Here is a 25,336-nt window from a genome sequence, read left to right on the forward strand (position 1 = left end):
AGGAAATGATTATTTCTCTTCGTCCTTTTCTTCCGCAACGAACTCTTCTTCCTCTTCGAATTCTTCTTCCTCTTCAAGATCTTCTTCTTCAATGATCAAGGTCAAATCTTCTTCGATACCGCTCGTGATGTCGTCATCGTCATCCGTGATATCCACAGCATCAACATCATCGACTTCGTCCTCATCCACATCGATATCTTCATCTTCGTCAGCAACATCGATATCTTCCGGATCGTCATCATTATAATCGATTACATCATCATCATCTTCTGAAGTGGCGAATGCATTCAGCTTCTTGCGTTTCTTACGGCGGACTTTCACTTCATCCTCATCGATACTGGAAAGAATCTCTTCATCGATTGAATCAATTGGATACCATGAACGCAATCCCCAACGATTTTCTCCTAAAGAAATAAAGCTACCATCAATGTTCAAGTCAGTGTAGAAACGTGTCATCTTGCCTTCCAATTCTTCTTCCGACATTTCAAGATAGTCCTGTATCTGAACCAATAATTGGTTAAAGTCCAGTACGTCACCGTTTTCTTCGAAAATTGCATGTGCAACTTCTATCATTGACAATTCGTTTTTGCTAGTACCATCTAATTGCTTCAATTTCAATGGTGTCACGTCCTTTCAAAAGTTTACTCTTAATCATACAATACTCAGGTGGTAAATTGCAATTCAATTCGATAATCTCCCAATTTTTGTTCGTTCATTTGGAGTTCGTATTGCAAGGTAACTTTCCCGGCAAACGGTTTTTCCTTGAACTCCAGTAACATTTCATGGGTGATCGTTTCGATTTCCATCAGTCCGGCCGGCGTCGGGAGCATAGCCATGCCTTTTCCTTCTGCATCGAAGGACATGCGGCTCGTCTGTTCCATTCTACGGATAATGGTCACTTTCCCTTCACGGGACAGTTTGAACGTGACCGGAACAGCTGTTTCGGCTTCTATATAACGCAGGTAGAGCCAGTTGCCCATCTCCACGATTTGGCCCATTCCTTCATATAGGAAGCTTTCCTGCTCCCCTTCTTGCTTCACCAGCGTTTCCAATTGGAACTCGATGGGCATTCCTTCTTTTAAAGACAAGCTTTTCCACCTCATTAACCATCGTGCTGAAACCTTGCGGCCGCACGAGTTTTCAAATACAGTATAGCGGTAAAAATGAGTGCTGGTCAATCATTTGCGGGCTGATTTTCCAAAATGCGAAGAAATCCTGCCTTTCGCTGCATTTCACCCTCAAATCTTTCCTGAACTTTGCTATAATGGGAGCAGAAACAGCCACAAAGATAGGAAACGCTTATGACAAACCATTTAAAAAACAACATTTATCATATCTACGATACTTCACATGGAGCATTCGGCACCGACGCACTTTCACACTTCGCGATGGGCGATGCTTTGATCAGATTGGTCGGGAACGCTGAAGCTCCGGCAGCTCTGCATTTTTGGCCGATGGAAAAGCTGGTCATCCTCGGCATGATGGACACGCGCCTTCCCCATCTGGAGGACGGCTTGCGTTACTTGAGGAGCGTCCCGACCGATATCGTCGTCCGCAATGCCGGCGGATTGGCCGTCGTTGCCGATGCAGGTATCCTGAATTTCTCCTTGGTGCTTCCCGAAACCGAGAATGCCAAACTCACGATCAATGACGGTTATGTCCTCATGAAGGAACTGGTGGAGCAGGCTTTTTCCGATTCCGAACAAACAATTGAAGCCTTCGAAATCAGCGACTCCTATTGCCCAGGCGATTTCGACCTGAGCATCAACGGAAAAAAATTCGCAGGCATCGCGCAGCGCCGTTTCAAAAACGGCGTGGCCATCATGATCTACATGAGCGTGACCGGCAATCAGCAGCAGCGCGGGGAAATGATCCGCCGCTTCTACGCAGAAAGCCTGCAAGGTGAAGAAACCCGTTGGCATTTCCCGACCGTCGACCCCGGTTCTATGGCAAACTTGGCGGAATTGCTGGGCAAACCTTTGACGGTAGCCGCTGTTAAGGAACGGATTTTGTCCGTCTTCGCCAACAACGGTAATACGCTCCTGCCAGGAGAATACACGGATCGTCTGATGTCAGAGTATGAAACAGCTTATATGAGAATGAAGAAACGCAATGAACAAGTCAATCAGGAACTGCAGTCCTAAACGGAATGACAGAAAGAGGCGATGCGATTTGAGTACACACTATACCGCGGAATTATTGCCGAAAGAAAAAGTATTCCGTGACCCTGTCCATGACTACATCCATATTCAGTACCGGATCATCATGGACCTGATCAATACACCTGAGTTCCAGCGTTTGCGTCGGATCAAACAATTAGGGACTTCTTCCTATACTTTCCATGGCGCCGAACACTCCCGCTTCAATCATTCTCTGGGGGTCTACGAAATCGCCCGCCGGATCTGCGACAAATTCGTCCGGAATTACCCCAGCAAAGAGTCTGGGGACGGCCTTTGGGACGATGGGGAAAGGCTCGTGACGCTTTGCGCCGCTTTATTGCACGACATCGGCCACGGTCCGTTCTCGCATACATTCGAAAAAATATTCGATACGGACCATGAAGCCATCACAATCGAAATCATCACCTCCCCTGATACCGAAATCAATCGGATCCTACAGCAGATCGGACCGGATTTTCCGAACCAAGTGGCCGCTGTCATCGCCAAAACCTACGATAATCCACAGGTGGTACAGCTGATTTCCAGCCAAATTGATGCGGACCGGATGGATTACCTACTGCGCGACGCCTATTATTCCGGCGTCACTTACGGCAATTTCGACCTCACGAGGATTTTACGTGTGATCAGGCCTTACGAGAACGGGATCGCTTTTGACATTTCCGGCATGCATGCGGTGGAGGATTATATCGTCAGTCGCTATCAGATGTACATGCAAATCTATTTCCATCCGGTTTCCCGAGGCATGGAGGTCGTCCTCAGTCACCTCTTGAAGCGCGCGAAAGATGTCTATTTGGATGAACAAGCCGAATTTCGCCATACAGCCACTTTCCTGACGCCGTTCTTCAAGCAGACTTGGACGCTGAAAGATTACCTGCGTTTGGATGATGGCGTCCTGACAACCTACTTTAACCATTGGCTCGATGAAAAAGATCCCATTTTGAACGATCTGGCCTATCGCTTCGTCAATCGTCATCCTTTCAAATCGGTCCGCTACACAAAAGGACGCGATGATGCTACACTGGAACGCATGAGTGCACTCATTGAGCGCATGGGTTTCAACAAGGACTACTATACTGCAGTAAACAACAGTTATGACCTGCCGTATGATCTCTACCGGCCGTACCAGGCCACGACCCGGACCCAGATTGAGCTTGTCCAGAAAAACGGCAGTTTCCTGGAGCTTTCGCAAGCAAGTTCGATCGTGTCGGCTTTGACGGGTAAGGTCCGCGGGGATGAACGTTTCTACTTTCCGCGCGAAATTACCCATAGCGACGAAGAGGCCGGCATCAATCTATTCGAATCCCTATCGCAGGAATTTTCAACTTTTTTCGAAAATGATGAAATTTTACCAATCCAACAAACAGGAGGAACACTATGAGCATCAAATTAATCGCCATCGACATCGACGGTACATTGGTAGACCCAGAGTTCAAAATCACCCCGGAAGTAAAAGCAGCCATCACGGAAGCACGTGAACAAGGCGTCAAAATCGTACTCTGCACCGGCAGACCGTTCCCTGGCGTCAAACGCTATATCAAAGAATTGGAATTGGATCAGGACGAAGATTACGTCATCACCTACAACGGCTCTTTAGTGTTGTCCACCGCAACAAATGAAGTGCTCGTTTCACATACGTTGGATTACAACGACTTCGTCAGAATCAATGAATTAGCCGATAAGTTCAACGTGCATACGCACGGAATCGACAACGAAGCCATCTATACCGCAAACAAAGATATCAGCATCTTCACGACACGCGAGTCATTCATTACAACGATGCCGATCCGCTATCGCTCATTGGCTGAACTGCCGGAAGATAAGCTGTTCACGAAAATCATGTTCATCGACCAGCCTGAGCTGTTGGATGTATTGATTCCAGCTATTCCAGCACAGTTCCATGAAGACTATGTGATTGTCCGCAGCGAACCGCATTTCCTGGAAGTGCTGAACAAAGATGCCGGTAAAGCCAGCGCATTGGTCGAATTGGCTGCATTATTAAATATCGAAGCGGAAAACATCATGGCCATCGGTGACAACGAGAACGACCTGAGCATGATCGAATACGCAGGCGTTGGTGTCGCGATGGGCAACGCCGTCGATAAAGTGAAGGAAGCTGCGGATTTCATCACCAAATCTAATGCTGAAAGCGGCGTTGCGCACGCAATCCGGACCTACCTTAACAAATAAACCGAATTTTTTCTGAGATGCTACATTTTGTTGAAGGGGGTCCTTCGACAAAATGTGGCATTATTTTAATTAAGTGTGAAGCAGGTGCCTGATATGGACAATCATTCTGCGGGGTTCGGCAAAACCCTCCTAAGGATAAGAAAAAATAAACGCTATTCCCAACAATACATGGCGGAAAACAAGATCCACCAATCCACCTATTCCAAGATGGAAAGGGATCTGATCGAGCCAACGCTAGGCAACTATCGGCATCTTTTGAGCAGATTGGACATGACCGACGAAGAGTTCCATTACATCATGCATGAATACAACTATTCCGAAAAGGAACAATTGGTGGCTGCCTTCCTGAACCTCTCCTTCAACGATGTCCGATTATTGAAGGAAATCCGGGAGAAAGCACTTAACTATTTGGGGGGCCACACCGATTACATCATCGCTGACATCGTCCATTTGGCCGATGCGCTGATCATTTTGTCCGAAACGGGAGATATTCTGAGTGCCCGGAAAGAAGCAGTTCCGGTATGGGATAGGCTCGAAAAGCTTGACGGTTGGTATTTGGTGGAATTGGGGATGATCAATGCGATGCTGTTTCTCTTCCCCATCGACGAAGCCATCCTGATTTCCGAGACCGCCTTCACACAGACGAAGAAATACGCAAGCCATCCTTCAGCCACAAAGATAGCCATCTCGCTGCGCTATAATTTGTGCTTATTGCTGTTGAAAAATAAACACTATGAAGAGACGATTGCCTGCATCGACGCGCTTATCCCGGCTGCTAAGCAGGCTGGCTCCTACCGACACTTGTCCGTCTGCTATCTCAGAAAAGGTTTCGCCTTGGCGAAGTCGGGAAAGCCCGCTGGCAAGCAGATGATCGACCAGGCTTTCCGATTGATCGACGCGGTGGATGACTCGGCTTTCAAGGCCGCTCTTGAAAATGAATACAATCTCCTAGAAGAGGCGGCCTCTAAATGAGGTCGTCTTTTTGCGTCGGATTGCGAGCAAAATCATGAATAACTGAAATGTATCCATTGTTTCGCGCCCGCCTGCGGGCATACATTTATTTATGCGATGATTTTTTATGCTTATAGGAATATTTTGTAGAGACGCAAAAAATCTGTAATAAAATGAGAGCAACTATGGGAAGAATGTCCTGACAATTCCCAAAATGACCATTTCTTAAAAGAAAGGCAGGGGAAAGTCCATGAATCCAAAACGATGTAACCTATGCGCTTATGTACTGGGCTGTGCCTGCCTAATTGGAATGGTACGGTATCCGGAAGTGTCAAAATCTTGGTGGCTCACAATCGGCATATGCAGCGGCTTGTTGTTTATTTCCAGCAACTGCATGGAATCCTCGCAGCATTGGACCTTCCTTGGCATCGATGCATTGAATCTGATCGTGCTGGCCTTGCTTATCCAGGTCCTTCCGCCAAGTTTGGGGGTGGTTTTGAATGTCGTTGTGCTCTTGGCTGTCTTGCTGCTCCTCTATGTCAAAAGTACTTTTCACGAAAAATAGCTGCTTTTGTATTCATTGTTTCTGATAGCAAGCTTGCCTGTTGTGAGAAAGGGGGCTCATCCATGCATTGGATCCGTCTGATCATCGGCGATATATGGTTTTTATAACAGGTGGATTACGAAAAAAATAAGCCAAGGCTGGGGTTTTTATCCCCGCTTCGGCTTATTTCATGGAATCCTTAAGCTTTTTCGCCTATGAATTCTCCATTTTTGGTCAAATGTTGTTTCGAAATCTCATTCAGGATCACGTGCACGCTTTCCTTCGATACATTGGCATTTTTTACGACGGCATCCACGACATCGCGCATCAACGCTTGTTTCTGCTCGTCGGTTCTGCCTTCCAGCAATTCGATGTGAACATATGGCATCTTCATTTCCCTCTTTTCGCTTTATGGTTTCAACTCAGGTCCATTTTATCAATGTTTGGATTGGATTGCACTCCTATTTGGACGCGATGTAAGTCTTAAGGCGTTCAGCTGCCTCAGCGACCATGTCGGTGCTCAGCGCATAGCTCATGCGGACATAGCCCTCTCCGCCGGGTCCGAAGATGGATCCAGGCAGCATACCCACTTTGGCGTTCATGCCGATTTCGCGGCAGAAGGCCTTATCGTCCGTACCGAACTTCGCCGGAATCTTCGCAAAAGCATAGAAAGCCCCTTTCAGTGCGGGAACCTCAAAGCCGGCTTCCTGCAAAGCGGGAACGAGGATGTTTCTTCTTTTTTCATATTCGGAACGCATCTTTTCGACATCAGGCGCGCTGTTGCGGAACGCCTCCTCAGCCGCACGGTTGGAAACCGTTACGCCGGTCGTCACCAACTGCTGATGGGCCAAGAACAAGGTCTTCATCCATTTCGCATCCGCTGCAAGCACACCGACGCGCCAGCCTGTCATCGCAAAGGCTTTCGAAGCGCCTTGGAACAAGATCGTGCGGTCGCGCAGCAAAGTCGCGATCGATGTATGCTTTTCCTCGTAGGTGATTTCGCTGTAGATTTCATCACTCAGCACAAAAATGTCGTACTGCTTGATCGCGTCGGCCAAAGCCGTCAGTTCTTCTTTTGTATAGGTAGCGCCCGTCGGATTGCTCGGGTAGTTCAAAAAGATCGCTTTGACATTTTTGTTTTCGGCCATCGTCTTGTGCAACAGCTCCGGCGTCATCAAAAAGTTGGTGTCGGAAGTGTCGACGAGGATGCATTCGCCGCGGTTCAGTTCCACCGCATAGCTGTACAATGGAAAGAACGGCGACGGGATGATGACCTGATCGCCCGGGTTCAACAAGCCGAACGCCGCGGCGAAGAGCCCTTCAGTGGCGCCAACCGTCATCACGATCTCCGTTTCGGGATTGTAGTGCAGATCATATTGCTTTTCCAGGAATTCACTGACTGCTTTCCGGACGCCGATTTCGCCGGAAGTGTGCGCATAATGGGACGCGTTGTCCTCGATCGCCTTGATTGCGGCTTGCTTGACGTTTTCGGGCATATCAAAATCCGGTTCCCCGATCGTCATCGGAATGCAGTCTTCCACACTGCGGAATAATTCATCAAATTCGCGGATCTGCGAAGGTTTGATGCGGGAAAATAGTTCATTCGTTGTCAAAGCCATGTGGTACATCCTCCATCCAAGTGTGCATCACCGCCAGAAACCCTCGGCGCATGCTTTTATATAGACCATATTCTATTTCTCACATAATTTTAATATTAATCAGAATACGACTATTCCGTCCATAAGTCAAGCGCACCATAGCATCATCCGTTTAAAGAGAGCGCTTTCTCTTTTTCGAAATGAGAAAATCGGAAAATTTTACGTTTCTTTTTAATCTTATCTGTTGACAAAGAAAGCGGGATTGGGTATATTAATCACATCAAAAACACAGCGAAGAGAAGAGTAAATCATTCCACTCCTTCATTAGAGAGCTTGGTCAGGTGAAAGCAAGCAAGGAAGTGTTGGTTGAAGATGGTCTCAGAGTGGCTTGTCCGAAGAATAACTTCTTAAGACAGGACGGGAACGCCCGTTACAGTGTCTCAGTATGACTTGCAGCAATTTGCAGGCGCACTGGCTAAGGCGGATGCAGCGATGCTTTCGTGAACTAAGGTGGTAACACGAGATCGAACTTTGACCTCTCGTCCTTATCTTGCGCATAGAATATGCAGCAGATAAGGCGGGAGTTTTTTTGTTTCTATGATATAATTTAAACGCAACGAAGAGGAAAGTAAGAATCGTAACGTATCACAGCGAGCCTGGTAGGATGAGAACAGGTATACGGATCGGTTTTGAAGATGGCCTCGGAGCGGGAGGAATGAGCTGACACGTCAGCAAATTCCTCAAGGGAGCACCCTTTATCGTGCGCGAGTGAAGCAAGCCTTCACTCATGGAGGAATCCTGCCGCGAGGGGGATTCGAACAAAGGTGGTAACACGAATCGTCCGCATTCGTCCTTAACGTCATATTTTTTTGATGTAGGATGGATGCTTTTTTTATTAGAGGAGGAAAGATACATGATCAGTCTACAGGATATCTCAGTGACTTTTAAAACTGACAAAAACAAAGCCATCCATGCCGTACAGCATGTTTCGCTGGAAGTCGATAAAGGCGACGTCTACGGTATCGTCGGCTACAGCGGCGCAGGCAAAAGTACATTAGTAAGGACCATCAATCTTCTGCAGCGTCCGACCGAAGGAAAAGTCATCGTGAGCGGAAAAGACATGATGGCATTGAACGACAAGGACTTGCGTGACTCGCGCAAAAAAATCGGGATGATCTTCCAGCATTTCAATCTGATGCACTCCCGCACCATTCACGAAAACGTCGCATTCCCCTTGAAGAATTCTTCCTTAAGTAAGCAGGAAATCCACGACAAGGTAACAGAACTTCTTTCATTAGTAGGGTTGTCCGAAAAAGCCAAAGCTTACCCTTCCCAATTATCCGGCGGGCAAAAACAACGTGTGGCCATCGCCCGCGCTTTGGCGAATGACCCGGAAGTGTTGCTTTGCGACGAAGCGACCAGCGCTTTGGATCCGAAGACGACTTCTTCAATACTTGCTCTATTGAAAGAGCTGAACAAAAGATTGAACTTGACGATCGTCATCATCACTCATGAGATGCAGGTCGTGAAGGAAATCTGCAACAAGGTGGCTGTAATGGAAGACGGCGGTGTGATTGAATATGGCTCGATCCTGGACATCTTCACGAAGCCGCAGAATCAATTGACGAAGGACTTCATCGATACTGCAACACATGTCGAACATGGCATAGAGACGGTCATCACCCACCCGACGATCCTGAACCTGAACGAGCATGATGTGCTGACGAAGCTTTCATTCGTCGGCGGTTCCACAGGCGAGCCGCTCATCGCCAAACTGGCCAATACATTCAATGTCCAAGGCAACATCCTCTTCGGGAACGTTGAGATACTGCAGGACACGCCAGTCGGCACGCTGCTTCTTGTCCTAAGCGGGACACCGGAAGCAATCGCGAAATCCGTCCGCTATCTGCAGGATACTGGTGTTACGGTAGAAATCATCACCGATGAAATTATCGCCGAAAAGAAAAATAGAGGAGGAGACGAATAATGGACACATTCATAACAACCTTTCTCCCTAACGTCTCTGAGATTTGGGATGAAGTTCTCCTTAGCACATGGGAGACTTTATATATGACACTGATTGCCGGACTAATTGCAGGTGGGCTTGGTGTCATCCTGGGTGTCATCTTACTGGTCACACAAGAGGGCGGCATCCTGGAGAACAAACACCTATACAACGTTCTGGATAAGCTGGTTAACATCTTCCGGTCGCTGCCTTTCATCATCCTGATGGCACTGATCGTACCGTTCACGCGTTTTGTGGTCGGAACTTCGATCGGAACGACCGCATCCATCGTGCCACTAGTGGTAGCGACCGTTCCCTTCTATGCCCGTCAGATCCAAAATGCCTTGGTAGAAGTCGATCCCGGCGTCATCGAGGCGGCCCAATCAATGGGTGCCAGCCCTGGCGAAATCATCTTCCGCGTCTACCTGAAGGAAGGCTTGGCCGGCATCATCCGCGTGTCATCCGTAACGATCATCAACCTGATTGGTTTGACTGCAATGGCTGGAGCAATCGGCGGAGGCGGCTTGGGTAACCTGGCCATCACCCGCGGCTACAACCGATTCCAGAACGACGTGACCTTAGTCGCAACCATCATCATCCTTATCATCGTATTCATCAGCCAAGCCATCGGAAATGCCTTGGTCAAAAAAGTAAGTCATTAAATAAGAAAAGCGGAACGGGTTCATTCAGCCCTGAAAGAATTTTTAGGAAATCGTGCCGACTGAGCATCGAAGAGCGCAATAGGTACGATTTATCTAAATTCCGAAGGGCTAACCCGTGAAGCTAGCCAACTTTGTTGGAGTTACAAACTATTATTGAAAACTAATATAAAAAAATCGGAGGAAACAAATCATGAAAAAGAAAAACGTATTATTCTCAGGTGTTGCAGCACTTACCTTATTTTTAGCAGCTTGCGGAAGCAGCGATTCGAACACGGACTCAGCAGCGGACACGGCTTCTTCAGATAACGAAACAGTGAAAATCGGTGTAGTCAGCGAAGTCGAAGTTGAAGTCTGGGAAGATGTAGCCAGCCGTTTAGACGCAAAAGGGATCGAATTGGAAATCGTCCAATTCACCGACTATGTACAACCTAACGTCGCGTTGGAGAATGGCGACATCGACCTGAACGCATTCCAGCACGTTGCTTATCTTGAAGATTTCAACGCCAATAACAAGTCTGATCTGACTCCTATCGGCTTCACTTATGTTTCTCCACTTGGTTTGTATTCCGAAAAAGTTACCGACTATGCAGACATCGCCGACGGAGCGAAAATCGCCATCCCTAACGATGTGACAAACGGCGGACGCGCACTCCTGTTGTTGCAAGCAATCGGCCTGATCAAAGTCGACGAAGCAAAAGGAACAACACCGACAGTCAGCGACATCACAGAAAACCCGAAGAACATCAGCTTTGAAGAATTGGATGCTGCACAAGTCGCACGCTCCCTTCCTGATGTGGACGCAGCGATTATCAACACGAACTACGCTACTGATGCAGACCTGAATCCTAAAGAAGACGCCTTATTCCTTGATACTGACAACATTGCAAGCGTTGCGGACGTCTACAAAAACGTTGTAGCGGCACGTTCCGCAGATGTAGACAACGAAACCTACAAACAAGTCGTTGCGGAATACCAAACATCCGAAACAGCAGCGATCCTGGATGATGTCACAGAAGGCAACGACGTACCCGCTTGGGAACAGTAAGACCCATTAACTTGTTTACAAAAATCACGTTTGCAGACGTGATGTAAAAATAAAAAAAACAAAAATCGGAGGAAATACATTATGAAAAAGAGTAAATTATTTGGTGGCCTAGTCCTTACAGCTTCATTATTCCTGGCAGCATGCGGAAACGGCGGCACAACCGCTGATTCATCCGCTGCGGAGTCAAGCAGCTCAGTTGCAGCAGAACCAACTACAGTCAAAATCGGCCTTGTCAGCGAATCCGCTGTCGAAATCTGGGAAGCCGTTGCAGTGCGTCTGGAAGACGAGAACATCGATCTTGAAATCGTCAAATTCACTGACTACAACCAACCGAACATCGCATTGGATAACGGCGAGCTCGACTTGAACGCCTTCCAGCACGTAGCTTTCCTGGAGAACTACAACGCAAACAACGACGCAGACTTGACACCGATCGGATTCACTTTTGTTTCTCCATTGGGGATCTATTCTAACAAGTATACAGAGTACAGCGAAATTCAAGACGGCGACACGATCGCTATCCCGAATGACGTAACCAACGGCGGACGCGCTTTATTGCTGTTGCAAGCCATCGACTTGATCACTTTGGACAACGCAACCGGCACAACACCAACCGTTAGTGACATCATCGAAAATCCTAAGAACCTGAACATCGAAGAATTGGATGCCGCTCAATTGCCGCGTTCGCTTGAAGATGCAGGCGCTGCAGTCATCAACACCAACTTTGCCGTCGATGCTGGACTTGTACCGACTGAAGATGCCCTTTACCTGGATACAGACAACATCCAAAATGTCTTGGACATCTACAAAAACGTTGTTGCTGCCCGTGCAGAAGACGTTGACAATGAAGTCTACAAAAAAGTTGTAGCGGCATACCAAACTGAAGAAACAAAAGCTTTAATTGCAGAAACAACTGCAAACACAGATATCCCTGCTTGGGACTAAGCGAAACCCTTTCTTTCCCAGCCTGAAAACATACTAAATTTACGAGTAGCATCAAGCCGGCGCGTTTCTTTCGCGCCGCTCTTGATGCTATCTTTATATACGAAGGAGCCCTTTACTAATGAAAAACAAGACATTTTTAGCAACCTTGACCCTTTCTGCCAGCCTTTTCCTTGCCGCTTGCGGCAGCGCAGCCTCCGATTCCTCGTCCAGCGACGTGACCTCTGCCGAAGCGACTGAGCCCGTCAAAGTCACATTGGGTGTCGTCGGCGAAGTTAACGAGCCTTGGGATTACGTCATCGAAGAGCTGAAAGAAAAAGAGAATATCGAAGTCGAACTGGTCAAATTCACCGACTACACGACTCCTAACAATGCTTTGGCCGAAGGTGAAATCGATCTGAGTTCTTTCCAGACAGAGATCTTCATGGACAACTACAACAAAGATCATGGAACCGAATTTACGACCATCGGCTATACTGTAATGGCTCCTTTAGGACTTTATTCCGAAAAAATCACGGACATCAGCGAACTGAAGGACGGCGACACCATCGCCATCCCGAACGACGTCTCCAACGAGGGGCGTGCTTTGATTCTGTTGCAGACAGCCGGATTGATCACCCTTGATCCGGAAGCCGGTTTGTTTCCGACAACCGAAGATGTCGTCGAAAACAAATTGAACCTGCAGTTCCAGACGCTTGAATCCAACCAGACCGCCCGCGCTTTGCAGGACGTGACAGCTTCCGTCATCAACAGTGGCATGGCCGTGGATGCTGGCTTCACCCCGAGCCAAGATGCTGTCTTCCTTGAGCCGGTAACCGCTGATTCCAAACCCTATTACAACGTCATCGCGGCACTTTCCGAAGACGTCGACAACGAAACCTTCCAAACGATCGTAGCCTACTACCAATCCGAAGGAACGGCCAAAGTCATCGAAGAAGCTTCAAAAGGCTCGCAATTCCCGGTTTGGGACGAAGCAGAATAGAAAAGCGGAACGGGTTCGTTCAGCCCTGAAAGAAATTTAGGAAATCGAGCCGACTGAGCATCGTAGAGCGCAATAGGCACGATTTATCTAATTTCCGAAGGGCTAACCCGTGAAGCTAACCAACTTTATCAGAAAAGCGGAACCATTTCGAGGGGCTTGGGCCATTTGCCCATAGCCCCTTTCCTATACAGATCCAAGGAGGAACCATCCATGACAATTACCCAACAACAGATCCACGAAGAAGTTAGCGATATCTACGACTACATCATCGCCCTGCGCCGCCATTTCCATCGTCATCCGGAGCCGAGCCTGAAGGAATTCGAAACGATCCAACGCATCAAGGAAGAAGTCGAAGAAATCGGCGTGCCTTTCATAAATATCGGTGAGACCGGCATCCTGGCCACCTTAGTCGGCGGAAAAGGTTCAGGCAAAACCATCCTACTGCGTGCCGATATCGATGCATTACCACTACCGGATGAGACCGGAAAACCCTACGCATCCGTCAATCCCGGTTTCAACCATGCCTGCGGGCACGACGGCCATACCGCTTCCTTGTTGGGCGCGCTGAAAATTCTGAAGGAGCATCAGGATGAATTCTCCGGTACGATCCAGTTCGCCTTCCAGCCTGCGGAAGAAATCGGCGCCGGAGCGCGCCAATTCGTGCGCGGCGGCTATATCGACGGCATCGACCATGTCTTCGGCATCCATCTTCAATCCGGCACGCAAGTGGGCAAAATCGTCGCGACACCGGGTCCTTCCAACGCGTCCTGCGATATCTTCAAGATCAAAGTTTTCGGAAAGAGCGGACACGTCTCGCGTCCAGATCTGGGGCGCGATGCCTTGGTCAGCGCAGCCGCCATCGTAACGGAACTCCAGACCATCGTTGCCAGGGAAGTGAAACCCACAGATGAAGTCGTCGTCGGCATCGGGGTGCTGCGCGCCGGGACCAACTACAACATCATCGCCAACGAAGCCGAGATCGAAGGCACCGTCCGCACCTTCAGCCATGAAGTCCGGGCGCAAGTGCTGGAGGCTGTTGAAAGGATCGCCCGGAATGTTTCCGATGCGCACCGCACAACCATCGAATTCTCCAACTACGATGCCGCAGCACCGCTGATCAACGACATCCAGGCAGCCAACCATGCCATCCGGGTCGCTTCAGACATCGTCGGCATCGAGAACGTCATCACCAACAGCCCGAAAAGCATGGGCGCCGATGACTTCGCGGATTACCTGGCGGTCGCGCCCGGAGTCTACTGCTTCATCGGCACGCAAAGCAGTGAAGAGACAGCTTATGGCCATCATCATGAGAAATTCGACATCGATGAGAAAGGCTTGGCCATCGCCACAGAACTGCATATTTCTTACGCACTGTCCTACTTGAACAATCCATTTTAATGCACAAAAACGCGTCGCCCAGCTGGGTCATTCCATCTGAGCAACGCGTTTTTTAGTTTTTCGTGTACATCCGCTTTACAAGTGCGTTTCAAATTCAACTACGTTTTTTCCGCTTTAGTTGTGTTACGGAACCCATAACTACCAACACCGATTAAAGAATGTTGTTTTTCACCGGTAAGCTGCTGTTGGATTTCACCTGTTTCAGCCGATAAATAACAGGATTACGTCTTTTCACCACTCAATCTAAGTGAATCATCCGTTTTTTTCTTGGAACGCTATTCACGTTCCAGTTTGTAATCTTTCATACGAAAAAAGTTTCCGATAAATCTGGAATACACTGTAATGATGGATAAAGCGGTCGAGAATGGCTGCTGCCACCGTACTGTTCTGAATGACATCTCCCCATTGGATAGCTATACTTAACTGGAGAAATTCGTTAAGGACTATACAATAGAGCGGCTTCTGACCGTCTGTAAAGGAAAATAAACTAAATCGTTCTTCCGGCCTTAGCCATTTTGTCAACAAGATTATTTAATTCGTTACCTGAATGTGCCTTGACTTTGATAAAACAAATTCTCGTATTATTTCTAACTTTTTCAATATAGTCTGCGTACACAGCATAGCTTGTACACGCGTTGTGGCGTTGTGTAACGTTATCACGATGAGAAAACAACTCTATGCCGTTCCAATCATGGTAGATGTTGATTTGTGTAATTCCTAATGAACGAGCAGTTTTAATCGCTGTTTTTACAGCAGTCATTTCAGCTATGTTTGCACCATACTTCTGTTGCGATTTTAGCTGCTTGCTAAACGCAACGCGATGAGGTTTCTTACTTGCATCGACAGATAGCACAAACGCGCAACCTATTATATTTGTAGTTGGGTTGTAGCTACCATCAACATAGATATTTGCTTTTTGTTTTACCATACTAACTCCTCCTAACAAAAAAACCATTAGTTATCACATGATTAATATAATCACGTAACAACTAATGGCTGCACATATTATGCCAAGGTTAGACAAAAGTAACTTAAGCCCTTAAGACCCTGAGGAACGGGGACTAAGTCTTATCCCATTCCGCACCGAATGAACTTAACAAATTCATCCTATTCAATTTCAATTATTATAACACGAAATTTTCATATATTAAATATGAAAAAGGGTTTCCCGTGGAAATCACAGCAAAATTTGAAAGAGTAGATATACAAAAAATGATACATTACGCCAGAAATGCTTGCACCCATAGCAAGTCGGGCATCCCTGCGGGGGGTTGGCTTCGCCAACCTCATCATCGTTGATAAAGATCTGAACATCATTGCTGGCTACGGCTGAATCCTGGCTACTGGGGAAGATGGCATACATAATTGCCGATAACCACCTCGCACTGAATGCCGGTTGGGATACTGAAATGATGGCAGTAAACTCTCTGATTTGCAGGATGCAGACTTTCCCATTTTAAACCTTGGCTTTGACGATTCGAAGTTCAATAAACTGATGGGTGGTATGGACTATGTCAAAGAAAATAACTTCTATGTGGATGTAGAGCTCCAGAAGCCTGCCAATGCGGATTACGAGAAAGTTGACGATGAAATCTATCGCCTATGGGAAGAAAAGCAAAAGGCTCAGCTCGAAAATATCGGGATGAACTAAAAAAAAAACGGATTGCCGAAATGAGCGCATTTCTGCAGGAGCAGCCCACTGCCATTGCTGATTATCATGAGCGGTTAATTGCAAAGGTCACTGTCTATGAGGACAAATTTGCGGTGGAATTCAAGTCCGGAGTGACGGTAGATACTTATGAATAAGAACGAAAACAAGCAAGACACCCTACGAAATTGTGACGTAGGGTGCCCCTTATTTGTTTTCTAACTGCGGTACTGCATATATTACGAGAATTTGTCTAAAATAATATGTAGACCAATCCCTAAAAAAACAGAAACAATTATAGATTTTGTTGAAAAGTTCTGCTTCCATTTAAACGGGAAGGCAATCTTGGGGAAAAACCTTATTATAAGCAATATTAAACAGATTAATAGTACTGAAGAAACTAATCCGCCTAATATTGTTTGATCAAAGAAAGTAAAAAACCATTTTAAATTAGGCCCTCTTAATTTAAAAACATATATTAAGATTGGACTTACCAAATATCCTAAAATATCAGGAAATAAATTTGAAATAAATAAGGTGAAAATATTGAGCCTTCTTTTGCCTAATATTAGTGGAGTAGTTGCAAAAACATGTGTTAAAGGACTTGGCATTAAAGTATACTTCCAAAAAATTTTATACATGCTTCTGAATAAACATATCTTTGCTTTAACATGAAATCATATTTTTGTATATATGAGTAGATTAACTTGGTCTCGAATAAAAAAGCTGCTTACTTTTTTATCTTGTTGGAATGGCAGCATGTATAGCAATGTTACTTTGAGTAAAATACCTAATTATTTCAGGAATCTGTTGTATTGCAATTCTAACTTCAAATCCATATTTTAGATATTCTATTTCATCTATAAAACCTATATTGTTAATAATTTCTTTTACACCTTTTATATCAGCTACTTCAAAATATACAGCTATTTTGCTGCCACTATAATCAAAAGGTGTCCCTCTGTTGTTATCTACATTCATCCTAGTATCGCTCCCTTTTTATAATGTAAATTTATTGCCATTAAACTTCTCCAAAATATAATTTTACCCCGCAACCTTTTGAAAACAATAAACATCTAAATCGCTCTCTACAAGTCAAAATCATGCCTTTGTACTTGTTTCCACGAACAGATATTTTCACGATTTTTACGCTCAAATCCAAAAAAGCCTTTATTTCAAGGCTTTTTAGACACCCTTCTCTAAACCCTTGACATCAATACAACCGTCTCCACATGCGCTGTATGTGGGGACATATCAACCTTTTATCTCTACTTTAACAAGTATTTTTTTGTCAGTGAACATTTTCTATTTCTTCTATCCGTTATTACGTACAAATAGTGAAACACTTACAACGGATCATCGATACTTTAACAGTAAGGCCCTCTAAAAAATAGATAATCCAGCTTAATAAAAACCTCATTTATTTCGGGTAAGCATGCTGATTGATTACCCGAAATCGATACTGCCTTCCGCATTGTAGAATTCGCGCCAATCGACGAAGCCGGCATCCAGCCCACGGAGCAACACTTCGGCTGTGCCGATATTGGTGGCCAACGGGATTTCATAGACATCGCTCAAACGGATCAAAGCGGTTACATCCGGTTCATGGGGCATAGCGGCCAATGGGTCCCGCAGGAAGATGACCAAATCCATTTGATTTTCCGAAATCATAGCGCCGATCTGTTGATCCCCTCCAAGCGGTCCCGACTTAAAACGGTGTACATTCAACCCTGTTGCTTCCATGATGCGGGTGCCGGTCGTTCCAGTTGCAAACAATACATGTTCTTCCAAAATCGCTTTATAGGCGGTACATAATTGAATCATCAAATCTTTTTTACGGTCATGCGCAATTAATGCTACTTTCATTCGATTTCCTCCCTGCAATTTTTATAAGAACAGTATATCATTTCGCGGGTTTCATGGTCGAACCGGTCGTAATATTTTTCTTTTTAGTGCTAAAATAACCAAAATAAAGTAGGATTTCTTCATATTATCTTCACAATTGAGGACTATTATACAGATAGGCCAATCACAAACAATCTTTTTACTCTTCTTTACTCCTCCAAAGTAAAGAACAACTCCTTTATGCCACCGCTCTTATGAGCGGTGGTTTTTTTGTGGAAATGAAGGGCTGTCCAGGGCGCCCCAGCTCCGGTGAGCGGTTGGTCCACCGGAGCTGACATAGCGTTCTGAGACTCGATCTCCGATGAGCCCCTCCTCGCCGTAGTTGGACGGAATAATCTACCACCACCTCCGGCGAGCCTCGCCTGACCGGAGGTGGTGAGCCCCCTTGACGAGGTCCGCACAAGCTAACCACGTTACCGAACGACAAAAAAAGCTCAGCGGGATATCGCGATCCCCGCTGAGCTTTTTCATACATGCAATTTAAGACAATTCTTCCCCGTTGGAAGCAATGACCTTCTTGTACCAATCGAAGGAATCTTTTTTGCTTCTTTCCAGTGTTCCGTTGCCTTCATTATCCCTGTCGACATAGATGAAGCCGTAACGTTTCTTCATTTCGCCTGTCGTGAAGGATACGCAGTCGATGCAGCCCCATGGTGTGTAGCCCATCAGATCGACGCCATCTTCTTCGACAGCTTTCTTCATTTCTTCGATATGAGTCTTGAGGTAGTCGATGCGGTAAGGATCGTGGCAGCTGCCGTCCTCTTCCTTGACGTCGATTGCGCCGAACCCGTTTTCGACGATGAACAACGGTTTTTCATAGCGTTCATAGAACAGATTCAAGGTGTAACGCAAGCCTTCTGGATCGATTGCCCAGCCCCAGTCGGACTCTTTGATGAACGGGTTCTTCACGGAATGCGCACTGGAACCGTCCAGTGCTTTCGATACATCTTTATTTACGGTCGAATCGACGCAGTTACTCATGTAGTAAGAGAAGCCGATGTAATCGACTGTGCCCTCAGCCAAAGCTTTTTTGTCTGCTTCAGTGATGTCCAGGTTGAAGCCTTTGCGTTCGAACATCTTCAGGGCGTAAGCAGGATAGTGTCCGCGGCATTGCACATCGCAGAAGAACCAACGGTCGTGCATCATTTGGTTAGACAGCACCATGTCCGCCGGACGCGAAGAATACGGATAGATTGGCACCATGGCAATCATGTTCCCTATCTGGAAATCCGGGTTGATCTCTTTGCCGATTTTCACGGCCAATGCGCTAGCGACCAACTCATAGTGCCCGCATTGGTACATCGCTTCTTCCGGGTTAGGGTAATCGCCGAAATGCGCACCGGAGTTGGTCCAGCCGAAGATATCGTTTTTGTAGTTCATTTGGTTGTTTATTTCATTAAAGGTCATCCAATATTTTACTTTGTCCTTGTAGCGCTTGAAGCAGACTTCCGCAAACTTGACGAAGAAATCGATCGTCTTGCGGTTCATGAAACCACCGTATTCCTTGGCCAAGTGGTATGGCATCTCAAAGTGGGACAGCGTGATGACCGGTTCAATCCCGTATTTCAACAATTCATCGAAGACATCATCGTAGAACTGCAGCCCTTCTTCATTCGGTTCCGCTTCATCGCCATTCGGAAAAATGCGCGTCCAAGCAATCGATGTGCGGAAACACTTGAAGCCCATCTCAGCGAACAAAGCGATGTCCTCTTTGTAGCGTCCGTAGAAGTCGATGCCGATGTGGTTCGGGTAATAATTGCCTTCGACCACACCGTCTGTGATGACGCGGGGAACACCGTGTGCTCCGGCTGTCATGACATCCGCCACACTCAAGCCTTTGGAAGTGTTCAAAACCCCTCCTTCAAACTGATGGGCAGCCAATGCGCCTCCCCACAAAAAATCTTTATCCAATGCCATAATGATCTCTCCTCTTATTTATATTTGATTTTATAAACCAAGATAATTGAAGCCAGTACCAAGGTGATGCCGTTCGCTGAAATGACGGCATAATCCTGGATGTTCCACCCGTGGATCAACCACAAAAACACGCCGACCACAAACATGGCATACATACCCAAAGAGATGCCAGAAGTATCCTTTGTTTTGATGATCTGCCACGCCTGCGGAACGAAGGATAACGTTGTTAAAACAGCTGCGATGAACCCTATCATTAATATTCTCCCCCTACCGATATGGATGTGCGTCTCAAATGATTAGTGAGGTGGCTACATTCTTTTACAACTCGATTATAATGGATAACAGAACAGAAACAACAACTTCCATACACTCCGTAACAACGTTTACAAATTTCCTATTTTTTTGCTCTGGATTATCAAATAACATTCGCAAATATGATAGGATAGTCTTGAGGTTCAGATGAAACACGAGCGGAGGGTGCAGATGCTTATCAGAGAACGGCTGGAGAATTTCGATTTCTCGAACAGCGAACAAAAGATAGTAGCCTATATATTGGAGAAAAAAGCAGCCATCCAAGAAATGACCACCAAAGAGATTGCCGAGGCGACGTACACATCCCCTTCCACATTGGTAAGGATTGCCCATAAGATGAACTTCAGTGGCTGGAGCGATTTGAAGGAAGCCTTCTTGAAGGAAGAAGAATATTTGCAGAAGCATTTCAGTGAAATAAATGCTAATCTGCCTTTTCAACGTAATGATACCATCATGTCAATTGCAAGTAAAATTGCCGCCTTGGAAAAGGAATCCATCGATGATACCTTGTCGCTGATCACCCATGACGACCTGCAGAAGGCCATCCAGATCATCCGGAAGTCTTCCTACACCAGTCTTTTTGCCGTCAGCAACAACCTGTTGATTACGCAGGAATTCCAGCACAATATGTCGCGGATCAAAAAACGCGTGGACATCTGCTTGCTGCAGGGCGAAACGATCTTCAAGGCACACTTGGCGGATTCTTCTTCTTGCGCAATCATCGTCTCCTATTCCGGAGAGACGGGAATATTGAATCAGACAATCAAGATTTTGAAGGGGAATAATATCCCTGTCATCGCCATCACCAACATCGGAGACAACACGACAGCCCGGCTTGCTGATTGCGTACTCAAAATCTGCACAAGGGAGAAACTCTATTCAAAAATCGCTACCTTCTCCACCGACAGCGCCATCGTTTACTTGTTGGACGTGCTCTATTCCTGCATCTTCGCGCTCGACTACGATGCCAACCTGCAGTTGCGGATCAGCACTTCCAAGATGATCGAGTCCTCCGGCAGGTTCTCCACGTTGGCTATCATCAAGGAAGAGGATCAAGGTCCGAGATGATAAAATATCCGTCGTGTCCACGAAAACAGCAAAAATAAGATAGAATTTCTTCATGTTTTTTTCACAGGTGAGGACTATTATATGTTCAAGCCAATTAAACAATCTTTTTACTCTTTTTCTCTTCTTTACTCCTCCAATGTAAAGAGCATAAAAAAACCATCGTCCTCAACCCGGCGATGGTTTTTTTATGGTGGTCAGCCCAGCTTCTTAGTCATGATGAAATCGGTCTGTTCATCTTCGCCCATGAAAAACGAATGCGAGCCGGTATGGACAAAGCCCATCTTTTCATAAAAAGCGATGGCATTCACATTGTGTTCCCAGACCCCCAGCCAGATCAGTTCCTTGGCTTGAGCGCGCGCGCTTTCAATCGCTTTGTCGATCAGGTATTTCCCGAGCCCTCTGCGCTTGAAGCCCGGCCGGATGTAGATCCGCTCCACTTCCAATGAATCAGCATCCATTTTTCCCGTCAAGGCTGCCTCGACATTGATCTTCATGTAGCCCGCAAGTTCCTCCCCGTCGTACAGAAAATAGAAAGTCGAACCTTCAACCGAAAGCTCTGCCTTCAGCTTTTCCGGATCATAAGCTTTGTCCAGATAAGCCTGCATGTCTTCCGGCGTGTTGTGGGCCGCAAACGTGTCCGTGAACGTTTCGATGCCGATTGCCTGAAGATCCGCCAAGTCTTCAATACCGCATTTTTTCAGTGTGATTGCCATGTATGGTGCACTCCTTATCCTTGCTTCAGTAGTTTCTTTTGTTGCCTTTTTTCACGTATTCCCAGTCGCCTTCGACGTTCTTCCTGACCCTTTGGAGCAGTCCGCTGAGAACCGTCGTTTCCTCTTCCGATAATCCCTGCAGCGCGACCCTTTCCGAGTGCTCATTTTCTCTGCTGATGTTCGGGGAGATCGCTTTTCCTTTTTCCGTCGGGAAGATATGTTTGATTTTTCGGTTTGCGGAGTCGGCTTGCTTTTCGATGAAGCCGTTCGCTTCCAGCTTTTTGATGGCGCGCGAGGCCGTCGTGCGGTCCACTTTGATCATGTCCGCCAGTTTTTCCTGGATGATTCCGGGATTTTCGCAGATGCGGATGAGGTACAAGTACTGCCCCCTCGTCAGGTCGAACTCCTTGAACTCGATGTTGGCGATCGAATCCAAAGCCCTGGCGATCATGCCGATTTCGCGGAGAATTTCCGCCATACCACTCACCTGCCATTTCTGTAAATTTAGATAAAGCATAATGGGTTTTTATTGCATTTGCAACATTAATGTATGAAATAAAAAAGAGCCGGAACAGAAGTCCCACCCCTATTCTTTCAGCATCCCGTCATAATGGACAACTTTGCCTTTCATTTGCGCCAAGGTCTCCTGCAGTCCGCGAATCCTCTTTTCAAGCAGGTCGCACTCGTCGTCCCACAGATCCCTCCTGGCCGGAACGGTATGGAGGCCTTCTCCACACAGGCGCACATAATCGATCAACGGTTCGATCGACACCCCCGCCGCTCGCACCTCCATCACGAAATCCAGCCACTTCAGATCCTCATCCGAATACTCCCGGATGCCGCCTTTGAACCGTTTCACGGGAGGAATCAGCCCAATCCGTTCATAATAACGCAAACTATCGATCGATACATGCTTCTCTTTGCTGACTTGAGCGATTTTCATCATTATCCCCTACGCTTTCAGCTTTCTTCCGGAGCGACTTCATTCAGACAATTCAACGCTGTCAAGGTCCGCGGATACCCGATGAACGGCAACAGGACCGTGATCGTATCCAACAGCTTTTGCTTGTCATTGCCTACGCGGAGGTTGTTGCGGATATGCCCCTTCAGTTGCTGCTCAGCTCCGCCCATCGAGGCCAACATAGTGAAGATCAGCAATTCCCGTTCCTGAATCGACAAGCCGCTGCGGGTAAAGAAATCGCCGAAACAGTTATCCGCCAGGAAAGTGGCGAAATGCTTCTGGTTCTGCGGCATCGTGTCCAGCATGTTGTCCACAGTGTTTCCCGCAGCTTCGCGAACGATTTCCAAGCCTTTTTCAAAACGGTTTTCGACAGTCGTGGTTGATTGACCCTCCAACGGCAGCGTGATCCCTCTTTCTTCCAATACTTCATTTGTTGCATGCAGGAAATCGAACACTTTCCCTAAGCCCGCATAAGGGACTGCCTGATAGACGATCTCCTTCACTTCGATCGGTGTGACCCCTACATTCAAAGCTCCCTTCGCCATCGCCTTGAACTCGTTCACGCATTGCATGGCGATCAAAGCAGCCAACAGCACTTTTTGCCGTTCCTTCACATCCAAACTAGTGTATTGCAGCACTTCATCAAACGTAAAATTATCGAATACCTCAATTAATTCCGGATCCTTCTCAGCCAGTATCGACACGTGCCCGGGAAACAGTTCATCGTGGTTCTTTTTTGCAGTTTCAGTCATTTTCATCTCATATTCCTCTTTCTTCATCTTTTTGTTACTCCCAGTGTAAATCCTGGAGTGGACTCCAAGTCAACCATAACCGCAGCTATTCAACAATATTTTTTAAATCGGCATAAAACACTTGTCTTGGAGTGAACTCCAACAGTTACAATAGGGTTATAATAAAATCAAAACTAATGGAGGCGCTAACATGGAGTATGTGAAATTAGGCAATACCGGCATGGAAGTCTCAAAACTGTGTCTGGGTTGCATGGGATTCGGGGAACAAGAACGCGGTCGGGAAAAATGGTCGATAGGCGAACCTGAAAGCCGCGAAATCATCAAAAAATCTTTGGACTCCGGAATCAATTTCTTCGATACTGCGAATCTGTACTCAGCAGGATCAAGTGAAGAGATTGTCGGAAAGGCTTTGAAGGATTTCGCCAACCGCGATGAAATCGTCCTGGCTTCCAAATTGTATTTCCCGATGTTCGACGGGCCTAATGCGAAAGGCTTGTCCCGCAAAAGCATCTTCGCCGAAATCGACCACTCTCTGAAAAGATTGCAGACGGATTATCTCGATCTCTACATTATCCACCGCTGGGATTACGGCACGCCCATCGAAGAGACGATGGAAGCACTGCACGACTTGGTTAAAATGGGGAAAGTGCGTTACATCGGCGCATCCTCCATGCATGCTTGGCAATTTTCGAAAGCCCAATTCATCGCCGAGAAAAACGGTTGGGCAAAATTTGTTTCCATGCAAAACCTCTACAATCTGCTCTACCGGGAAGAAGAACGCGAAATGATCCCTTTGCTGCAGGACCAAAAAGTTGCCATGACGCCATGGAGTCCGTTGGCGGGAGGAAGATTAACGAGGGATATCGGTGCCGTCACTGCCCGCGCCACCCAAGCTGCGGAGGCAAATCTGCCTGCATACATTGTGGCTTCCGACAATGAAGTCATCTCCAGGGTCCATAAATTGGCCGACGAGCGCGGCATATCCCGCGGGCAAGTCGCGACTGCCTGGATGCTGAGCAAAGATTACGTCACTTCCTCGCTGATTGGAGCTACGAAAGTGAAATATCTGGATGATGCCTTAGGTGCATTCGAAGTCGCATTGAGCGCGGAAGAAATCAAGTATTTGGAAGAAACATACGTTCCAAGGAATATCACGGGGTACAGATAGGAACGAAGACAAGTAAATAAAGTTAAGTATTATCTTAATTGCCCATACAACAAAACAAGCCGAGAAGGATGGAAACCATCTCTCTGGGCTTGTTTCAGATGTGATACCGGCGGCCGGGGTCGAACCGGCACGCCCTTGCGGGCACTGGATTTTGAGTCCAGCGCGTCTGCCAATTCCGCCACGCCGGCATGATATGAAGAATGCAATTTTCCATCTTACTTGTACTTATGGAAAGGCGGTAACCGGATTTGAACCGGTGATAGAGGTTTTGCAGACCTGTGCCTTACCACTTGGCTATACCGCCGAGGTGTTACTATTTAAAAAAACTGGGCTAGCTGGATTCGAACCAACGAATGACAGAGTCAAAGTCTGTTGCCTTACCGCTTGGCGATAGCCCA

Annotated in this window: 28 protein-coding genes, 3 tRNA genes and 2 other annotated features; of the genes, 15 read left to right on the forward strand and 16 right to left on the reverse strand. The window is 46.7% G+C overall.

Annotation, left to right across the window (positions count from 1 at the left end):
* Positions 1-9 precede the first annotated feature (9 nt).
* Together rpoE and BLV66_RS12115 are read right to left on the reverse strand one after the other, a co-directional pair.
* Entirely contained in the window at positions 10-618 is a 609-nt protein-coding gene (gene rpoE / locus BLV66_RS12110) for a DNA-directed RNA polymerase subunit delta (RefSeq protein WP_086986998.1), read from the reverse strand.
* A 44-nt stretch (positions 619-662) separates the two neighbouring features.
* Complete coding sequence (locus BLV66_RS12115) at positions 663-1,088, reverse strand: YwiB family protein (protein ID WP_176974257.1); 426 nt, start codon at positions 1,086-1,088, stop codon at positions 663-665.
* A gap of 213 nt (positions 1,089-1,301) precedes the next feature.
* Between BLV66_RS12115 and BLV66_RS12120 the strand changes: the two genes are divergently transcribed.
* The 5 genes from BLV66_RS12120 (at position 1,302) to BLV66_RS12140 (ending at position 5,883) form a co-directional block, all read left to right on the forward strand.
* Positions 1,302-2,144, forward strand: coding sequence for a lipoate--protein ligase family protein (locus BLV66_RS12120; protein ID WP_086986996.1), 843 nt, complete (start codon positions 1,302-1,304; stop codon positions 2,142-2,144).
* 28 nt (positions 2,145-2,172) lie between these two features.
* Positions 2,173-3,558: an HD domain-containing protein gene (locus tag BLV66_RS12125; RefSeq protein WP_245826727.1), complete on the forward strand. Its 1,386-nt coding sequence runs from the start codon at positions 2,173-2,175 to the stop codon at positions 3,556-3,558.
* Positions 3,555-4,367 (forward strand): sugar-phosphatase, encoded by an 813-nt coding sequence (gene yidA, locus BLV66_RS12130; RefSeq protein ID WP_086986994.1) that lies wholly within the window; start codon positions 3,555-3,557, stop codon positions 4,365-4,367. The genes BLV66_RS12125 and yidA overlap by 4 nt, the downstream gene beginning before the upstream one ends.
* Before the next feature lie 93 nt (positions 4,368-4,460).
* On the forward strand, positions 4,461-5,339 hold the full coding sequence (locus BLV66_RS12135) for a helix-turn-helix domain-containing protein (protein WP_086986993.1): 879 nt from the start codon (positions 4,461-4,463) through the stop codon (positions 5,337-5,339).
* A 229-nt stretch (positions 5,340-5,568) separates the two neighbouring features.
* Entirely contained in the window at positions 5,569-5,883 is a 315-nt protein-coding gene (locus BLV66_RS12140) for a hypothetical protein (protein ID WP_086986992.1), read from the forward strand.
* 178 nt (positions 5,884-6,061) lie between these two features.
* Here the strand turns inward: BLV66_RS12140 and thmT are convergent, their stop codons facing one another.
* On the reverse strand, positions 6,062-6,256 hold the full coding sequence (thmT, locus tag BLV66_RS12145; protein WP_256327908.1) for a 2-hydroxymuconate tautomerase: 195 nt from the start codon (positions 6,254-6,256) through the stop codon (positions 6,062-6,064).
* A 67-nt stretch (positions 6,257-6,323) separates the two neighbouring features.
* Entirely contained in the window at positions 6,324-7,481 is a 1,158-nt protein-coding gene (locus BLV66_RS12150) for an aminotransferase class I/II-fold pyridoxal phosphate-dependent enzyme (RefSeq protein WP_176974258.1), read from the reverse strand.
* A gap of 261 nt (positions 7,482-7,742) precedes the next feature.
* Positions 7,743-8,010: a binding site (T-box leader), on the forward strand.
* A 57-nt stretch (positions 8,011-8,067) separates the two neighbouring features.
* Positions 8,068-8,318 (forward strand) — a binding site (T-box leader).
* A 55-nt stretch (positions 8,319-8,373) separates the two neighbouring features.
* Between BLV66_RS12150 and BLV66_RS12155 the strand changes: the two genes are divergently transcribed.
* From BLV66_RS12155 to BLV66_RS12180, 6 genes are all read left to right on the forward strand, one after another.
* Positions 8,374-9,447: a methionine ABC transporter ATP-binding protein gene (locus BLV66_RS12155; protein ID WP_086986990.1), complete on the forward strand. Its 1,074-nt coding sequence runs from the start codon at positions 8,374-8,376 to the stop codon at positions 9,445-9,447.
* Positions 9,447-10,127, forward strand: a complete 681-nt coding sequence (locus BLV66_RS12160) for a methionine ABC transporter permease (protein ID WP_086986989.1) — start codon at positions 9,447-9,449, stop codon at positions 10,125-10,127. Before BLV66_RS12155 ends, BLV66_RS12160 begins: the two co-directional genes overlap by 1 nt.
* 190 nt (positions 10,128-10,317) lie before the next feature.
* Entirely contained in the window at positions 10,318-11,172 is an 855-nt protein-coding gene (locus tag BLV66_RS12165) for a MetQ/NlpA family ABC transporter substrate-binding protein (RefSeq protein WP_086986988.1), read from the forward strand.
* 81 nt (positions 11,173-11,253) lie between these two features.
* Positions 11,254-12,117, forward strand: coding sequence for a MetQ/NlpA family ABC transporter substrate-binding protein (locus BLV66_RS12170; protein ID WP_086986987.1), 864 nt, complete (start codon positions 11,254-11,256; stop codon positions 12,115-12,117).
* Positions 12,118-12,235: 118 nt separating this feature from the next.
* On the forward strand, positions 12,236-13,096 hold the full coding sequence (locus tag BLV66_RS12175; RefSeq protein ID WP_086986986.1) for a MetQ/NlpA family ABC transporter substrate-binding protein: 861 nt from the start codon (positions 12,236-12,238) through the stop codon (positions 13,094-13,096).
* Between the two features lie 210 nt (positions 13,097-13,306).
* Positions 13,307-14,494 (forward strand): amidohydrolase, encoded by a 1,188-nt coding sequence (locus BLV66_RS12180; protein ID WP_086986985.1) that lies wholly within the window; start codon positions 13,307-13,309, stop codon positions 14,492-14,494.
* Between the two features lie 487 nt (positions 14,495-14,981).
* Here BLV66_RS12180 and BLV66_RS12185 read toward each other — a convergent pair whose 3' ends face one another.
* On the reverse strand, positions 14,982-15,422 hold the full coding sequence (locus tag BLV66_RS12185; RefSeq protein ID WP_176974259.1) for an RNase H family protein: 441 nt from the start codon (positions 15,420-15,422) through the stop codon (positions 14,982-14,984).
* A gap of 576 nt (positions 15,423-15,998) precedes the next feature.
* On the opposite strand from BLV66_RS12185, the gene BLV66_RS15610 reads away from it, so the two are divergent.
* Together BLV66_RS15610 and BLV66_RS12200 are read left to right on the forward strand one after the other, a co-directional pair.
* On the forward strand, positions 15,999-16,145 hold the full coding sequence (locus tag BLV66_RS15610) for a hypothetical protein (RefSeq protein WP_176974260.1): 147 nt from the start codon (positions 15,999-16,001) through the stop codon (positions 16,143-16,145).
* A gap of 20 nt (positions 16,146-16,165) precedes the next feature.
* Positions 16,166-16,300, forward strand: coding sequence for an integrase (locus tag BLV66_RS12200; protein ID WP_093114568.1), 135 nt, complete (start codon positions 16,166-16,168; stop codon positions 16,298-16,300).
* Positions 16,301-16,880: 580 nt separating this feature from the next.
* On the opposite strand, the gene BLV66_RS12210 is transcribed toward BLV66_RS12200, so the two are convergent.
* From BLV66_RS12210 to BLV66_RS12225, 4 genes are all read right to left on the reverse strand, one after another.
* Positions 16,881-17,123: a hypothetical protein gene (locus BLV66_RS12210; RefSeq protein ID WP_086986981.1), complete on the reverse strand. Its 243-nt coding sequence runs from the start codon at positions 17,121-17,123 to the stop codon at positions 16,881-16,883.
* 465 nt (positions 17,124-17,588) lie between these two features.
* The gene (gene mgsA, locus BLV66_RS12215) at positions 17,589-18,008 is read right to left on the reverse strand and encodes a methylglyoxal synthase (protein ID WP_086986980.1); all 420 of its coding nucleotides are present in this window, start codon (positions 18,006-18,008) and stop codon (positions 17,589-17,591) included.
* Between the two features lie 519 nt (positions 18,009-18,527).
* Positions 18,528-19,964 (reverse strand): 6-phospho-beta-glucosidase, encoded by a 1,437-nt coding sequence (locus tag BLV66_RS12220; protein ID WP_086986979.1) that lies wholly within the window; start codon positions 19,962-19,964, stop codon positions 18,528-18,530.
* Positions 19,965-19,978: 14 nt separating this feature from the next.
* Positions 19,979-20,218, reverse strand: coding sequence for a SemiSWEET transporter (locus BLV66_RS12225; protein ID WP_086986978.1), 240 nt, complete (start codon positions 20,216-20,218; stop codon positions 19,979-19,981).
* 229 nt (positions 20,219-20,447) lie between these two features.
* On the opposite strand from BLV66_RS12225, the gene BLV66_RS12230 reads away from it, so the two are divergent.
* Positions 20,448-21,344, forward strand: a complete 897-nt coding sequence (locus BLV66_RS12230) for a MurR/RpiR family transcriptional regulator (protein WP_086986977.1) — start codon at positions 20,448-20,450, stop codon at positions 21,342-21,344.
* Between the two features lie 194 nt (positions 21,345-21,538).
* Here the strand turns inward: BLV66_RS12230 and paiA are convergent, their stop codons facing one another.
* The 4 genes from paiA to BLV66_RS12250 form a co-directional block, all read right to left on the reverse strand.
* Positions 21,539-22,057, reverse strand: coding sequence for a spermidine/spermine N(1)-acetyltransferase (paiA, locus tag BLV66_RS12235; RefSeq protein WP_086986976.1), 519 nt, complete (start codon positions 22,055-22,057; stop codon positions 21,539-21,541).
* A gap of 25 nt (positions 22,058-22,082) precedes the next feature.
* Positions 22,083-22,535: a MarR family winged helix-turn-helix transcriptional regulator gene (locus BLV66_RS12240; RefSeq protein WP_086986975.1), complete on the reverse strand. Its 453-nt coding sequence runs from the start codon at positions 22,533-22,535 to the stop codon at positions 22,083-22,085.
* A 108-nt stretch (positions 22,536-22,643) separates the two neighbouring features.
* A complete protein-coding gene (locus BLV66_RS12245; protein WP_245826726.1) occupies positions 22,644-23,003 on the reverse strand; it encodes a MerR family transcriptional regulator in 360 nt (119 codons plus the stop codon).
* 14 nt (positions 23,004-23,017) lie between these two features.
* Entirely contained in the window at positions 23,018-23,776 is a 759-nt protein-coding gene (locus BLV66_RS12250) for a carboxymuconolactone decarboxylase family protein (RefSeq protein ID WP_086987642.1), read from the reverse strand.
* Positions 23,777-23,960: 184 nt separating this feature from the next.
* Between BLV66_RS12250 and BLV66_RS12255 the strand changes: the two genes are divergently transcribed.
* The gene (locus tag BLV66_RS12255; protein WP_086986973.1) at positions 23,961-24,938 is read left to right on the forward strand and encodes an aldo/keto reductase; all 978 of its coding nucleotides are present in this window, start codon (positions 23,961-23,963) and stop codon (positions 24,936-24,938) included.
* A gap of 104 nt (positions 24,939-25,042) precedes the next feature.
* On the opposite strand, the gene BLV66_RS12260 is transcribed toward BLV66_RS12255, so the two are convergent.
* The 3 genes from BLV66_RS12260 to BLV66_RS12270 form a co-directional block, all read right to left on the reverse strand.
* Positions 25,043-25,126, reverse strand: a tRNA-Leu gene (locus BLV66_RS12260).
* Positions 25,127-25,171: 45 nt separating this feature from the next.
* Positions 25,172-25,242 (reverse strand) — tRNA-Cys (locus tag BLV66_RS12265).
* Positions 25,243-25,264: 22 nt separating this feature from the next.
* Positions 25,265-25,336: transfer RNA gene (locus BLV66_RS12270), tRNA-Gln, on the reverse strand.

It is taken from the genome of Trichococcus collinsii, from assembly GCF_900107505.1.
Taxonomy (GTDB): domain Bacteria; phylum Bacillota; class Bacilli; order Lactobacillales; family Aerococcaceae; genus Trichococcus; species Trichococcus collinsii.